This is a genomic window from Alteromonas sp. G5_S2_22_S1 (assembly GCF_054968525.1).
On the sequence record NZ_JBQKUJ010000014.1, the window covers coordinates 39,551 to 54,798 of the forward strand.

General features: G+C 42.0%; 11 protein-coding genes, 2 tRNA genes and 2 pseudogenes. 8 read left to right on the forward strand and 7 right to left on the reverse strand.

Annotated elements, in window-relative coordinates; translation table 11 throughout:
* Nucleotides 1–200 precede the first annotated feature (200 nt).
* The 4 genes from ACTRWF_RS14600 to ACTRWF_RS14615 all read left to right on the forward strand — a co-directional run bounded on the left by ACTRWF_RS14600 (nt 201) and on the right by ACTRWF_RS14615 (nt 7,621).
* Nucleotides 201–2,630 (forward strand): TonB-dependent receptor, encoded by a 2,430-nt coding sequence (locus ACTRWF_RS14600; RefSeq protein WP_295505408.1) that lies wholly within the window; start codon nt 201–203, stop codon nt 2,628–2,630.
* 101 nt (nt 2,631–2,731) lie between these two features.
* Nucleotides 2,732–3,757, forward strand: a complete 1,026-nt coding sequence (locus ACTRWF_RS14605; protein WP_024017274.1) for an MBL fold metallo-hydrolase — start codon at nt 2,732–2,734, stop codon at nt 3,755–3,757.
* A gap of 199 nt (nt 3,758–3,956) precedes the next feature.
* The gene (locus ACTRWF_RS14610; protein ID WP_148289003.1) at nt 3,957–6,245 is read left to right on the forward strand and encodes a multiheme c-type cytochrome; all 2,289 of its coding nucleotides are present in this window, start codon (nt 3,957–3,959) and stop codon (nt 6,243–6,245) included.
* A gap of 201 nt (nt 6,246–6,446) precedes the next feature.
* Nucleotides 6,447–7,621, forward strand: a protein-coding gene (locus ACTRWF_RS14615; protein WP_240491637.1) for an IS3 family transposase whose coding sequence is annotated in 2 segments (ribosomal slippage) — nt 6,447–6,714 and nt 6,714–7,621 — 1,176 coding nt in all. Because the reading frame shifts where the segments join, the coding sequence is not laid out codon by codon here.
* Nucleotides 7,622–7,922: 301 nt separating this feature from the next.
* On the opposite strand, the gene ACTRWF_RS14620 is transcribed toward ACTRWF_RS14615, so the two are convergent.
* The 6 genes from ACTRWF_RS14620 to tnpA all read right to left on the reverse strand — a co-directional run bounded on the left by ACTRWF_RS14620 (nt 7,923) and on the right by tnpA (nt 10,934).
* Nucleotides 7,923–7,998 (reverse strand) — tRNA-Val (locus ACTRWF_RS14620).
* A gap of 40 nt (nt 7,999–8,038) precedes the next feature.
* A tRNA-Val gene (locus tag ACTRWF_RS14625) sits at nt 8,039–8,114 on the reverse strand.
* Nucleotides 8,115–8,346: 232 nt separating this feature from the next.
* Nucleotides 8,347–8,742: a hypothetical protein gene (locus ACTRWF_RS14630; RefSeq protein WP_015066045.1), complete on the reverse strand. Its 396-nt coding sequence runs from the start codon at nt 8,740–8,742 to the stop codon at nt 8,347–8,349.
* Nucleotides 8,714–10,291: an IS66 family transposase gene (gene tnpC / locus ACTRWF_RS14635; RefSeq protein WP_462835766.1), complete on the reverse strand. Its 1,578-nt coding sequence runs from the start codon at nt 10,289–10,291 to the stop codon at nt 8,714–8,716. Before tnpC ends, ACTRWF_RS14630 begins: the two co-directional genes overlap by 29 nt.
* 23 nt (nt 10,292–10,314) lie before the next feature.
* A complete protein-coding gene (gene tnpB, locus ACTRWF_RS14640) occupies nt 10,315–10,650 on the reverse strand; it encodes an IS66 family insertion sequence element accessory protein TnpB (protein WP_462835767.1) in 336 nt (111 codons plus the stop codon).
* Nucleotides 10,650–10,934 carry an IS66 family insertion sequence element accessory protein TnpA gene (gene tnpA, locus ACTRWF_RS14645; RefSeq protein ID WP_462835768.1) on the reverse strand — a complete coding sequence of 95 codons (285 nt, stop codon included), beginning with the start codon at nt 10,932–10,934 and terminating at the stop codon, nt 10,650–10,652. The genes tnpB and tnpA overlap by 1 nt, the downstream gene beginning before the upstream one ends.
* Before the next feature lie 383 nt (nt 10,935–11,317).
* Here tnpA and ACTRWF_RS14650 point away from each other — a divergent pair.
* The 4 genes and pseudogenes from ACTRWF_RS14650 to ACTRWF_RS14665 all read left to right on the forward strand — a co-directional run.
* Nucleotides 11,318–11,665 (forward strand): annotated as a pseudogene (locus tag ACTRWF_RS14650) (glutamate--tRNA ligase); the annotation flags it as partial.
* Nucleotides 11,665–11,838 (forward strand): annotated as a pseudogene (locus tag ACTRWF_RS14655) (glucokinase); the annotation flags it as partial. The pseudogenes ACTRWF_RS14650 and ACTRWF_RS14655, both read left to right, overlap by 1 nt.
* 3 nt (nt 11,839–11,841) lie before the next feature.
* Complete coding sequence (locus ACTRWF_RS14660) at nt 11,842–12,486, forward strand: bifunctional 4-hydroxy-2-oxoglutarate aldolase/2-dehydro-3-deoxy-phosphogluconate aldolase (protein ID WP_015067462.1); 645 nt, start codon at nt 11,842–11,844, stop codon at nt 12,484–12,486.
* A gap of 323 nt (nt 12,487–12,809) precedes the next feature.
* Nucleotides 12,810–14,309 (forward strand): transposase, encoded by a 1,500-nt coding sequence (locus ACTRWF_RS14665; protein ID WP_015067461.1) that lies wholly within the window; start codon nt 12,810–12,812, stop codon nt 14,307–14,309.
* Nucleotides 14,310–14,517: 208 nt separating this feature from the next.
* Here the strand turns inward: ACTRWF_RS14665 and ACTRWF_RS14670 are convergent, their stop codons facing one another.
* Nucleotides 14,518–15,129, reverse strand: a complete 612-nt coding sequence (locus ACTRWF_RS14670) for an SLC13 family permease (protein WP_008305473.1) — start codon at nt 15,127–15,129, stop codon at nt 14,518–14,520.
* Nucleotides 15,130–15,248: the final 119 nt, after the last annotated feature.

Sequence of the window (15,248 nt, forward strand, 5' to 3'; positions counted from 1 at the left end):
CCAAATGTATAACGGTCTAGCTTGAATGTCGTTTTGGATATGAGCCTACAAAACTTAGTTACTTTTCTATCAAATTTTAAAACGTTAGCTATATTTAAGACAATTAAATAGCAGAATATGACCTGAATTTCGCATAAAGGACTCTACTGTTGATAAAAGATAACAATAAATTTAAGTGAAATTAACAATCGGGGAAAGTTATGAGAACCAACAATGTTTTTGTAAAAAGTCGCTTAGCGGCGGCTATCGGGGTTTCATTCTTATTTTCAGGCAGCTTGTACGCAGAAGAAGCTGCTGGTGAGCAGGCTGAAAAAGCCAAAGAGAAATCTGGCTTAGAAGTCATCCAAGTAACAGCTCGTAAAAGAGTAGAGTCAGTTCAAACAGTACCTTCAAGTGTTAACGCGGTAACAGGCGAACATATGGAAGGCATGGGCGTACACAGTGTTAACGACCTTACTAAGTTTGTTCCAGGTCTTGAACAGCCACAACTAGCTAACCATTCACGTTTATCACTTCGTGGTGTTTCATCAGGTGATAACCAGTCATTTGAACAGTCTGTAGGAACATATGTAGACGGTGTATACCGTGGTCGTATGAATCAACTGCGTTCAGGTTTCTTCGATATGGAGCGTGTGGAGGTATTAAAGGGCCCACAAGTGTCACTTTACGGTAACAGCTCAGTTGGTGGTGCGTTAAGCATGGCTACTAAGCGTCCTGAAGTTGGTGATGAACTAAATGGTAACTTTACCGTTAAATATGAAACAGAATATGAAGAGTCACAAATTTTAGGCGGTGTAAATATACCAGTAACAGACGAATTTGCTGTTCGCGTTGCGGGTAAATGGCGTGACCAAAGTGGTGGCGCTGCATATAACCGTTATACAGGTGAAGTAGAAAATTCTTATGAAGACTCTGCATTTCGTGTCAGTGCGGTATGGGAGCCGAGTGATGAATGGAGTATTTACCTTCGTCATGAACAAGCAGATTTTGAAAAACATGGTGAATCGTTAGCTATTTATGCGCATGTAAACCCTGATTTTACACCAAACCCTAATTCGCCATTAGCTCCGTTTGGTATTGGCACAGGTGATTTAAATACGGGTAATGACGATAGTATTTTTAACAATGGCCCGTCAGGTAACTATAACGACAGTGATGAAACCATGTTGGAAGTTGTGTGGAGTATCAATGATGATATGACACTAACGTCAATTACTGCTGACAGTAATTATGATTATTATCATACGCTTGATGTTGATATGACACCGGCAAACTTTATGTCATCAAATACACCTGAAGATTACAGTCAGTTTTCTCAAGAATTGCGTTTAGATACTGAAATAAACGACCAATTAAACATTATGGCAGGCCTTTATTATCAAGATGCAGATTTTAATACAGGTTTTGATGTTGACTTTTATATGCCTTATGTAAGCACATTAATTGGTAGCCCATTAGAGTTTGGTTCATTTTCTCGTTCAAACTATTTAAGGCAGAATACTGAACAGCAAGCGATATTTACGCAATTTGACTACAATCCAACAGATAAATTGAGTTTAACGCTTGGTGTTCGTTATACCGATATTACTAAAACTGCAACACAAGGTTTAAGATTACTTGATATTGATGGTTCTACGTACGATGAAGCGCCATACCCTGAAGGTCACCCATTTGCTGGTTTAACGCCTGCATTGTTTAGTTATTGGGGGGTTTTAAAGTCTGTGGGTGCTCCGCATGAATTTCAAGATATGGTACGCGAAGAAGATCACTTAATGTTACAAGCAAGTGCTAGTTATCATTTCTCTGATGACTTTATGGGTTATGTAAATTACGCCGATGGTGCTAAAGCGGGTGGTTTTGATACGCTTTATGAAGGCCCAGTTACAGCGAGCCCTCTTGGCACATCACCTGGACCTTCAGCGGGTACGCCAGAAGATACTGAATTTGAAGATGAAAGTGTATCAGCGTGGGAAGTAGGCTTTAAGTCAGACTGGGAAACAGTTCGCTTGAATGTTGCAGCCTTTTATGGTGTTTACGACAACCTACAAACGTCGATTTTCAATGGTTCTATTGGATTTAACGTAGGTAATGCAGGTAAATCAATTCAAAAAGGTGTTGATGTAGAGTTTATCTGGCAAGCAACAGATGATCTAAAAATTACTGCAAATGCGGAATACTTAGATTTTTACTACGATGAATTCCAAGGTGCAGCGTGTAGCTTAACTGAAGTTTATAGAGGTGAGCAGGGCGCAGATGGCAAGTGTGACTGGTCTGGTGATAGCCTTGCTTGGGTGCCTGAGTTTACTGCGGTTGTAGCTGTGGAGCATATTGCAGAAGTGTTTGGTGATTATGAATTAGTTAATATGTTAAGTGTTAGCTATAAGTCTAAACATACGGTCGATTCAGATAATGAAGTAAACCTTACTCAGGATGGCTACGCTTTAGTTGACTATCGCGTCACACTAACACCAGCAGACAGCAATTGGCATGCTGCATTTACTGTAAACAACTTGTTAGATGAAGACTATGAAGTTTACCTAACTAAGATCCCATTAATTGCAGGTGCATATGCTAATGGTGTTCATCAAAGTAAACGTCGTATTAACTTCGAAGTAGGTTTTAACTTCTAAATTAAACTCGAATAATTGCTCGCAAGTTAAGGCGAAAGTAAGGTGACATTGTTACCTTACTATCGCCTTTTTTTCGCTCGTCTATTTTTGGAAAGTATAAAATGTTAAAGAATTTCAAAGAAAAAGCCCCCGAACCTCAACACCTGTTGCATGTAGGTAATAACTTATATTGGCTGCGCATTAGTATGCCATTTGCACTTGATCATATAAATATTTGGCTAATAGAAGAAGCTGATGGTTGGGTGGTAATTGATACTGGCCCGAATACATCAAAAGCCAAAGAGCAGTGGCTTGCGGTAATAAATAACCAGTTAAAAGGTAAACCAATCACTCGCATTATTTGTACTCATGGTCACCCTGATCATATTGGCTTAGTGGGTTGGCTACTTGAAGAGCTAGAGCACAAGCCTAGTTTTAGTATTTCAATGCCTGATTACAAATATTATCAAATGTTATTTTCTTGTGAGCCAAGTGTACCAAGAGATCAGCTCAATGAGTTTTATACTGGATACGGTGAAGGACAAAAACAAGTAAAGGCTTATTTTAGGAATATTGATACCTTTCGCAGTATTATTTACCCTGTAGACTCACCTTGTCAGGTATTACAAGATGAGCAAATAGTTACTTTAGGTAATCATCAATGGCGAATAGTGATGGGCTATGGCCATGCGTCGGAGCATGCATGTTTTTATTGTCAGGAATTAGATATTCTTATTGCTGGTGATCAAATATTACCGAGTATCACGCCAAATATCAGTATTTGGCCTGATGCGCCTGATGCTAACCCTATGCAATTATATTTTGATTCAGCACAGCACATATCAACAGTGATTACAGATGAAACCTTGATTTTGCCGGCACATGGTTTAGCTTTTTATGGTGGTGTTAGCCGATTAAATAAAATAGTTTATGGGCATAAAGAAAAGCTTGAACAGCTTTATCTGCATTGTAAAGAACCCAAACAAGTTAATGAAACTTATCAAGTGTTATTTAACTGTGAAGTTGACTCAGGTAATGACTTATTTGCATTTGGTGAAGCATTAGCTAGTTTGCAAATATTGGTTAAAGCGGGTCGCTTAAAAGTGACTCTTAATGAGCAAGGTGTAAAGTTATTCCAACAAGCTTAGGCTAAGTTGTGTAGAATTAATAATTTATAGATTGATAAGCTTTGCTTTGTATATGGTTAGCATTACAACCATGTAGTTAATCACATTATTTGTGTATCGGGTGTTTAAGAGCACTGGGCAATAAATTTATTTTATCTTGCGTAATAGCTAAAAAGCTTCTTTAAGTTTTGTTTTAATTTATTAATTTTAAGGGATAACTTTGCTAATTCGGTTTAAAACATCAATGGTTTTAATTTGGTGTTTCTTTGTCTTTTCATTATTTGTTAGTTTTAAAAGTGAAGCTAACAAAGACTTAAGCTGTGCTTCTTGTCATCAAACTCAAACACTAGCTTGGAAAAGCTCACACCATTTTCACTCTATGGCTGAAGTATCATCGGACTCTAATTTGGGAGATTTTACTTTAGGCAAGGTTAAGCTAAACGATGAAGAAATAAAGCTACTGATTCAAGACGACAAGTATTTAATAACTATGCCTGGAGTAGATGGAAGCCCAGTAACTAAAGAGTTACTTTATACTTTTGGTTATTACCCGCTACAACAATATATGTTTAGTGATGGAGCAGGAAAGTATCAATTTATTCCTTACGCTTGGGACAGTCGCTCAAAAGCTGAAGGTGGACAAAGGTGGTTTAACCTTTATCCTGAACTTAATGCTGAAGATGAATTTCATTGGACGCAAATGGGGCAAAACTGGAATCAAAACTGCGCCGATTGCCACAGTACAAACTTTAAGAAAGGCTTTGATTTAGAAACACTTTCATATCAGTCGAGTTATGACATCATTAATGTTAGTTGTTCCGCTTGTCATCAGGGAAGTGAGCAACATTTAACGTGGGTAAAAAATCCTGATAGTAAAATAAAAAATCCTGACAGTAATAAAAATAAATTTGGCTTTAGCCAAGATATTTCAACAAAAGTACCCGCATTTGCTACTAATGACTTAGGTAAGCTATTTCCAACAACGCGAGTGAAAAAAACACAGCAAGTGGAAGTATGTGCTCAGTGTCATAGCCGAAGATCACAACTGTCAGATCACACTGAATCAGTGCCATATCATCAGCAATATCAATCGTCATTAGTAAATACGCCTTTATATTACCCTGACGGGCAAATTTTTGATGAAGTATATGTATATGGTTCGTTCAAGCAAAGTAAAATGTATCAAAATGGTGTTACTTGTACTAATTGCCATGATCCGCATACTTTAAAGCTTAAACATGAAGGTAACGCCACCTGTACCCAATGTCATAGTGCAGAGCAGTACGATATTAGATCACATCACCAACACCTTGCTAATTCAGCTGGTTCACAATGTGTTAATTGCCATATGCCTGAAACCACTTATATGGAAGTTGATGATCGTCGTGACCATTCGTTTAAAGTTCCGCGTCCTGATTTAAGTGTCACGCTTGGTGTGCCAAATGCTTGCCAGTCTTGTCATAGTGATATAGCCAATGACCAACATGCCAAACAGTTAACAAAGTGGTTTCCTAATTCAACATATCAGAAAGAAAAAGGCTACGCTCATGCCTTTGCTTTAGCTGATAGCGGCGACTTTACCGCTATACCTGCATTAATGGCTATTGCCAATGTCCCGACAAACCCTGAACTTATTAGGGCTTCGGCTGTTTCACGTATATTTGGTGCTAGAAATAATAGAGAACTTATTGGCTTTATTAGTAAGCAGCTTAATAGTAGCGATATTATGTTGGTACTCGCTGCGATTAGAGCATCAGGGCAATTAAGTTTAATCAATCGCTCACTAAAGCTTATCCCTTTACTTACACATCAAGAAAAGCCTGTCAGAATGGCGGCAGGGCGCCAGTTGGTGGAAAACCTGGCTGATCCGACATTTGTTGGAGAAAAACGGCAACAGTTAGAAAAAGCGGTTGCAGAATACATTGAAGGACAATTGTATCAAGCTGATAGAGCGACCGCCCACGTAAATATTGGACAAGTGTATGCTTTGAAAAGAGACTTTAAACAAGCTGAAGAAGCTTTATTAACTGCGATAAAAGTAGAAGATATTTTTATGCCTGCTTATGTTTATTTAGCTGAAGTTTATCGACAACAAGGCGATGAATTCAAAGTAGAAAAAATACTAAAACAAGGGCTAGAAGTTAATAATAAAGCCGCAGATTTATATTTTCAGTTAGCGCTTTCTAAAGTGCGCCAAAAGAATAAACAAGCAGCTTTACCATTGTTTGATAAAGCGGTAGCTAATGAGGCTAGAAATCCTAGATATTTATATACTAGGGCCGTTTTATTACAAGAAAACCAGCAACTTCAAGCAGCTAAAGCTGATTATGGTTTAGCACATCAAATAGTGCCTAACAATCCAGATTATCTTTACGGGTTAGTGAGTGTTTTAATTTCGCTTAAATCGTTTGATGAAGCGTTACATTACGCTTATCAGCTTAATCAATTAGTACCTAATAATCAGCAAGTACAGCAGTTGATTCAGTTTATTAGGTATTCAAATCGCTAAAGGTATAAATAGTTTTTAATTAGTACATAAGAATAAGCTATAACTTTCGAGCAATAGCTTTTTACCTTCTAATAAGAGTTTACTCTAGTTCAGCTTGTCGTATTCAAGAAAATATAGGTATTGTCATACCGCACTGAGGTGGTTTAATTGAGTTGACCAGTCCAGTTAAGGATATAATTGAACTTTAGCTGGAGAAAGTAAATGGCCGGAAGAAAACGGTATACGAAAGAATTTAAACTGGATGCAGTGAGCCTGGTGCTAGATCAAGGTCACACGCGCTCTGAAGTCGCCAGAATGTTGGATGTGAGTCAGCAAATTATTGGTCGCTGGGTCAAAGAGTTTCAACAAGATGATGACGGCCATGCGTTCAGAGGGAACGGCAAACTGACGCCAGAGCAGGCAGAAATCAGAAAGCTTAAAGCTCAGGTAAAACAGCTTGAAATGGATAAACGCATCCTAAAGGAAGCATCGGTATTCTTCGCCAAAGAAATGAAGTGAAATACGCGTTTATCGCCGAGCGAAAGAATACCTATCCTGTTGACCGGTTGTGCCGGTTATTAGGCGTTAAGCGCAATGGGTTTTATCGATATATGAATACCCAGCATCAACCTACAACGGATGATGATAAACGAAAAGAAATAGTGGAATGGATGCGCAAGATTGCCAAAGCCAGTGAGCATAGCTATGGCAGTCGACGAATGCAAAAAGCACTGAATTGTTTGGGCTACCCTATCGGTAGACGTCTTACACGCCGACTGATGAAAGAAGCAGGTGTGCAGGTCCGTTACAAGAAGAAATACAAGGTCACCACAAACAGTAATCACACATTGCCTGTATTTGAAAATGTGCTGGACAGACAGTTTGATGTTGATTCACCCAATCTAGCTTATGTGCAGGATATTACCTATATCTGGACACAAGAAGGCTGGTTATATTTGGCCGTTGTTATTGACCTGTACTCGAGAAAAGTCGTTGGCTGGAGCATGGGGTCAAGAATGAAAACCAAATTGGTGTGTGACGCGTTAACGATGGCGATATGGCAGCGTAATCCAAAAGCGGGATTGGTTGCCCATTCAGATCGCGGTAGCCAATACGCTAGTGCAGACTATCGACGCTTGCTTAAAGGACACCAATTTGTTGGCAGTATGAGTCGTAAAGGTGATTGTTGGGATAATAGTGTGGTTGAGAGCTTCTTCGGTAGCTTGAAGCAAGAGCTAGTACACTGGAAACAATACCAAACTCGTTATGAAGCACAGCAAGATATACTGCGTTACATCACGACATTTTATAATCCTGAGCGGTTGCATTCGTATCTGGATTACAGGAGTCCAAATCAATATGAGGCGGACATGAAGAAATTGAAAAAAGTAGCTTAACTGGGTTGGTCAATTTTGGTTGACCACGTCACACTTGTTGCCGTATCTCCTGAACGTAATGATGCTTTTAACGTACTTTTCGGGAGATTCCCGATAAAAACATTCGGGAATGACAGTTAGCTGAATTGAACAGTTTGTCTTTAGTTTTTATTAAATATTACGCGAAAACAATAAAGTGGTGGACGATACTGAGCTTGAACAAGTGACTTGGTGCGGGTTGTAAAGAGTAGAAGGTGCTCGCACCGCTTTTAACTGCGTACAGCAAATAACTATGGATAAAATAGATAAAAATAAAAGTAAGTGGTGGACAATACTGGGCTTGAACCAGTGACCCCCGCCTTGTAAGGGCGGTGCTCTCCCAACTGAGCTAATCGTCCATATATATCAGATAGTGATATGAATCTAAGGGTAAATGATTGGTGGACGATACTGGGCTTGAACCAGTGACCCCCGCCTTGTAAGGGCGGTGCTCTCCCAACTGAGCTAATCGTCCAATCATTTTCAGAGACATTTTGCTAAAAGCAGAAGTGGTGGACGATACTGGGCTTTATCCAGTGACTTGGTGCGGGCTTGTAAAGAGCAGAAGGTGTTTTCCCTTATTTTCTTTAGCTACGCAAGTCTTTTGTCTACCTAACACTTAAAACAAAGTGGTGGACGATACTGGGCTTGAACCAGTGACCCCCGCCTTGTAAGGTAAGCGATCAATATAGACCGTTGTGATTCGTTTAGTGTTTGAGGCTATCTTCGTTTAAGGAGATGCGTTCTATATCTAACCGTGCTTCACAGCCGAAGATAAAGTCCCCTTGCTCTTCTCTTATCCAGTGATCTCCAACCGCGCGGATATCATCGCTAAACTTGGTCTTCTTTCTTTTTATCAATCGTTTTACTTGAAGTTGTCCTTCTTTAGGCGCTTGAGAGAGTGCATCAAGCACCATTTTTTCATTTTTGTCTGTGTTGTGCCAAGTGTCCAGTACGATGGCATTCCACACGGTTATTATCGTCAGCATAGCATCTTCCATTTCTGACTGGCTGTAATCAGCAGGGAGTGCATTTAACACTCCTTTACCGAACTCCATAATTGTGGCTGAGATTTTAGTGTTGGGAAGTGAGTATTTTGACATCGCTGACTAACCTGTTTTGATTGTATTTTTGTTTCCAGAGCCGCGGCGTGAGGTCGATTACGTCCCTGGCCGGATGTAATGCCACGCGTTGTAATACATCCACCAGATAATGGTAGGGATTGATGCCTTGCAGGCGGCAAGTCACCATCAGGCTTTGCAGTATGCCCAGCTGTTCAGCGCCAAGTTCAGACCAGCAGAACAAATAGTTTTTTCTCCCCATGGGAATAACACGCAGTGCCCGCTCAAGATGATTGGTATCCATGGGTAGAGCTGGATTGCTCAGGAACACCTTGAGTTGGCTTTCTCGTTCATGCGCATAATGGAGTGCCTTGGCGAAGGGAGACTTGGGGAGTAAATCAGTGCGCTGTCGTTGTTGATAAACCCACCGGAAGAAGTCAGTGACTAAGGGTTCGCTGTGTTGTTGCCGGTAAGCATGGATATCGGCCAGGTCTAATTGTTTATGCCTGATGTGTTTTTCATGTCGGTAGAGCGCAGCGATAATATCCAGTGCCTGCTGTGCGGCTTGCGGCTCACTGTCGAGGGCTTTTTCAAAGCCTCTGCGCATGTGTACCCAACAGGCAGCATGCACAATCTGTTGTTCGTATTGATTTAATTGTTCAACCGTTTTGGTGTAGGCGGCATAACCATCGGTGAGCAAGGTGCCGGTAAAGTCCTGTAACTGTGCTTGGGCATGCAACATACCCCGGCTGTTACTCCAGGTAAACGCCACTTCATCACTGTCACCGTACAGGGGCCAGAAGTAGGTTTGTTTCATGTGTCCGGGTTTTCGGCCAGCGCCTTTAGTGCGACCTGCTTTAATAGGCACTTCATCCATGGCCAGTATTTTACTTTGCAGAATGTGTTGCCACTGGGCTTTGGCGATGGGTCGAAGCAGCTCAATGCCTTTTTGTATCCAGTTGATTAAGGTGGCCCGGCTAAGGGTAATACCGCTATCCAGCATCCGTTGATGTTGGCGGTGAAGCGGTAAGTGATACACCGCTTTATCAACCATCAGTCCGGCGAGCAGTGAGACATCGCAGTAACAGCCTTCCAGCACATTGGTGGGGGCAGGCGTCTCCTTAATGGTTTGCGTGGTTTTATGACGCACGACCTGTCGACGGAATCTCAATACCACATAACTGCCAGGCTGTTGTGCTAAGCGACAGGTTTCTTTGGTATCCACTAATTCATACTGGTCGGCATCCGCCCCCTGTAATTCTGGCGCAGGTATATCAATAATCTGTTGCGGCACTGTCTCATCAAAACGCAGGCCTTCATCATTGACATCCGAGTCGCGACGTTGCTTTTGTGAGGAACGAGTATGTGCCTTCACCGGTTTTGTTTCTGCCGGTAAGGTGAGGGTTTCCCCCTCATCAAACAAACTGCTCTGCGCCGGATTATCCGCTAACACCTTTTCAGACTTACGCCCGAACAGCTGACGTTTAAGCCAGTCGAGTTGCTGCTTGAGTTGCGCAATTTCATCGGCTTGATGAGCAAAGGCAGCCTCAATTTCAGACGGTGAAAGGTGACTAATAGAGCGTGTTTTCATGGGCTAAATTATAACAAAATCAGTTAATTAAATCGCCTGTTTTGTTTACCTTTTTGCCAGTAAATCCCATCAATCAAACACTGTAACTGGGCACTGTTGAGTGGTGTTTTGGTGTTGCCGTCAGACACGTTAGCGAAGGTGCCTTTTTCTAACCGTTTGCTCCACAAACAATAACCGCCCTGGTAGTAATACAACACCTTCAGCTGAGTACGGCGCTTATTGATAAACACAAACCAGTCACCACAATGCGCTTGCATCCCCAACTTGCGCTGTACCAGCGCCGCCAGCCCATCAAACTGTTTGCGCATATCGACATTGCCGGTGTACAACCAAATACGCCCATTGGATAAGGGTAACATCAGGCGGCTCGGTTCATCCGCAGCACCACACCACCGGGTAATACCAGTTCAATCTCCCACGCTGAATCTATGCTTTGGTCCCCGCTCGCTGGCATATCAAAAGCAAGCCAGTTATCCTGCCGCGCAAACGGTTGACTATCATTGCTCAGTTTTTTACGCCACAGATAGAAGTTTGATACCGTTAAATCATATTGCGCACAAAATTCACTGACCGATAGTTCGCTTTCTGCTTGCTTGTCAACCAACCTTTGCCATTGCTCACGTGTACGTCTTTTTGTTGCCATCAGTAAAGTCTCCGTTAGTAAAATCTACGGAGGCTATTTTACGGAGTAGCTAAATCTGGGGAAGACGGCCTATATTGATCGCTTACCTTGTAAGGGCGGTGCTCTCCCAACTGAGCTAATCGTCCGTCTCTGTGGTGGCGTATTATAGGTGGATGATTAAAACTGTCAACAAAAACAAGTGCTTTTTTTCATGTTTTTTCAGCATATTTTAATTGATTGCTCTAATTTTCAACACCCTGTTTATTTAGTGAACTTTTTAGCGGAATCTTCAGGGGTAAATAGTGTTTTATCAAACGTTGCCTGATAGAATAGCGCCAATTTTTTATTCAACTAAAATATTAGCGAAATAAAACGCTAATTTAATAGTGTACGGTGATTACTTTATGAGTCTAACAACGCGATTTGCGCCAAGCCCAACAGGGTATCTACATGTAGGCGGTGCTCGTACAGCGCTTTATAGCTGGTTATATGCAAAGAAAAATAATGGTGAATTTATTCTACGAATAGAAGACACAGATTTAGAGCGTTCAACGCAAGAGTCTGTTGACGCGATTATGGATGGCATGAATTGGTTAAATTTAGAGTGGACACAAGGGCCGTTTTTTCAAACTAAACGTTTTGATCGCTATAAAGAAGTTATTGCTCAGTTAATAGAATCGGGTAATGCTTACCGTTGTTATTGTACGCCTGAAGAAGTGGAAGCGATGCGTGAAGAAGCGCGCGCAAAAGGGGTATCGCTAATCGTTTTCCTGAGTTTATAAAAAATAGTGACTTCAGAGCCCGTTTCGAAGCTAAAGGCCAAATGAAGCACTACGTAAAAGACATTCCCACCTATTTGATAGCAGAACCTGACCATGGCCTTCTTGGCGCAGCTGCTTATCTAAATCAAAATACAGCGAGCTAAATTATGACAACGAAATGGAAATACTCACCAGAGGAAATTTTTGCGGCCGGTCCAGTGGTCCCAGTATTGGTGATCAATGATGTGGAAAAGGCTGTGCCTCTGGCTAAAGCGCTCATGGAAGGTGGAATTAAAGTATTAGAAGTGACTCTGCGCACCCCTGCAGCTATTGACGTTATTAAACGTATTGCTGAAGAAGTTCCCGATTCGCTTATTGGCGCAGGTACGGTAACGAACGCACAACAACTTAAGGCGGTTGTGGAAGCGGGCGCAAAATTTGCCATCAGCCCTGGTATGACCGCAGATTTGCTTAAAGCCGGTATGGACGCAGAAATTCCACTTATTCCTGGTATCTCGTCTACCTCCGACCTAATGAAAGGGAAAGATGCAGGTTACACCCATATGAAATTCTTCCCAGCGGAAGCTTCAGGTGGTGTTAAAGCAATTAAGTCAATTAGTGGCCCATTCCCTGATGTAACATTCTGCCCAACGGGTGGCATTGGCCCTAACAATTACAATGACTATCTTGCACTAAACAACGTGAAGTGTGTGGGTGGTTCTTGGTTAGCACCAGATGATGCCATTGAAGCGGGTGATTGGGCACGTATTACGCAATTGGCTAAAGAAGCCGTTGCTGGTGCAAATCAATAAGCACGCTTTAGTCATTAGCTTAAAGAGAAAAAACCTGCTTTATGCAGGTTTTTTTATGTTCATAATTAGTATGTGTTGTTTAACAAAAAAACACATACTGTGCGGCTCAAATGTACGTAAAGCGGTCGTTGAGGCATTGAGGTTCTAATGGCAGCTATGAGCGAATAGCAGACGTTAGAGGAGCCTCCGTTGTAGACTAGCTATCTGATCGTATACCGGTCGTTCAGATAACCACGAACCACTGCCAATTTCTGTCACTCTGGTCAGTTTACTTACCAGCCCAACAAGGTACACTACAGACTTTTACATTAGCAAGGATGCTGATGTTAGCTGCAGAGCAATACACCTATCAACGCCATCGTCCAGAGCAAACATTGCTCTATCAACTTGTTGAGAAACATTACCCTGCCTTCGCCGAGATGATGCAATCTCAGGGAAAGGCATTACCATACCATGTGATCAAAGAGTTTGAAGAGTTTCTTAAGTGTGGTCGACTTGAGCATGGATTTCTGCGCATAGTCTGTGATGACTGCAAACATGAGAAGCTTGTAGCTTTCAGTTGCAAGCGAAGAGGTTTCTGCCCGAGTTGCGGAGCTCGAAGGATGGCTGAGAGTGCGAAACTACTGGTTGATGATGTATTGCAGGGTTACCCTGTTAGGCAATGGGTGTTAAGCTTACCTATTCCCCTAAGGTTATTACTCGCCAGATACCCCAAAGAACTCAGCAACGTCCTGCAAATCGTTCACCGCGCAATTTCCACAGACATCATCCATCGTTCAGGCTACTTGAAGAAGCAGGCTAAGACAGGGGCAGTCACCTACATTCAGCGTTTTGGTAGTGCGCTTAACTTAAATATACATTTCCATATGCTGTTCCTTGAAGGTGTCATCACACAAGAGCATGGAAAAATGACATTTAAGCGAGTCAAAGCGCCGAGTCATTCCAATATGGAGGCGTTGGTAAACACCATCAGCCAGCGCATCGCACAATATCTCGAAAAAGCAGGGCTAATTCAACGCGACATTGACAATACCTATCTGGACTTGCCAATTAACGATGAAGACAGCTTGTTACCACTGCAAGCTGCTTCGGTCAGCTACCGGATCGCAGTTGGTGCAGATACTGGTAAAAAAGTGTTTACTTTGCAAACCATGCAAGCAAAAGATCCTGATCACTTAGGACAACTCGCAAAGATAGCTGGATTTAGCCTACATGCAGGGGTCTTCGCAGATGCAGATCAACCAGAAAAACTAGAAAGATTGTGTCGTTACATCGCAAGACCTGCAATAAGCGAAAAACGCTTAAGCCTCACAACGACAGGTAATGTCAGATACGAACTCAAGACACCCTACAGCAATGGTACGACTCACGTATTCTTCTCGCCGATTGACTTCATTAGTAAGCTAGCTGCCTTGGTACCACCGCCTAGACTGAATCTGACGCGGTTTTATGGCGTGTTTGCGCCAAATGCCAATGTACGAGCAGAAGTAACTGCTTCACAACGCGGCAAGAACAGCCCTCGTTTAGCAGAGCATCTGAAAGATTCAGATAAGCCCTACCAGGCGCGCAGCATGTCATGGGCACAGAGGTTAAAACGTGTATTCAACATTGACATTACCATTTGCGAAGCTTGCACAAAGGCGAATGTCAAAATCATCGCATGCATTACAGAGCCTGCCGTCATCCAAAAGATACTCTGGCATTTGGATAAGCAAGATTCACCAATTACCGCTAATTCTTGCAGAGCGCCGCCACTGATTGAGTCAAAACAAATAACAACTGACGATTACGTTATTCAGAGAGATTTCAACTTTGGCGCTTAAGGGCTCCACCGCCAATATAGCTTGAACACTCATGTGTTGAGGCATCATGTTGCACATATCGAGAGAATTTTTCAGTCCCAATGATCAGCCTATTTTCTTATCTTGACTACACTTACTTCGTAATTGCTTCCTGTTTTTGGACCTAAATCGCATGAAACAAGCCTTAAAGCCAGCTGTCACAGAGGATAGTAAATAGCGTTAATTTGTCTTAAACTCCGTAGCTGACCATGTATAACACCAAACCGGCTAGCACAATTAAGCCAGGTAACGTGAAAGAAAAAAAGCTGAGTGGTTCAAAACCTTGACTCTTTAAACCCGCACTTACCACTAAGTTTGGTGGAGTAGCAATTAAGGTCAACATACCACTAACCAAAGCCGCGTAGGACATGGGAAGGAGCAGTTTACTTGGGCTATTGTTGGAATATTTAGCAATGCGCAGCACAATAGGAATAAAGATAGCAACAACGGCGGTCGAACTCATTACGGCGCTAAGTATGGCGCTCGCTAACATCAGCATAATCAGCATTTTGGTCGTTGAGCTACTACTATTTTGGCTGATCCAATTACCGACAAATCTCGCTACACCGGTTCTGTCTAGCATCTCGCCAACCACGAGTAAGCCGGCAATGAGAATGACAACTGAATTGCCAAAGCCTGCCAATGCTGCGTTAACGGGCAGTATGTTGGTCAGTATTAGGGCCAAAACCACACATATTGCAATCATGTCGTAACGCACACGGTTACTCGCCATGAGTAACGCCGCGGCGGCAATCAGTGCAAACACGAAATTTGCGTGATATTGCTCAGATAACGTGAACATGATGATAGCTCCTTGCGTAAATTCGGAAGATAGAACGAAAGTGAACGTTCAAAACAACCAGATGACGATAAGAGGCTGAAAGAAAACCTTTCGTAAAATGAAAAAGCCAGTTAAAAGAG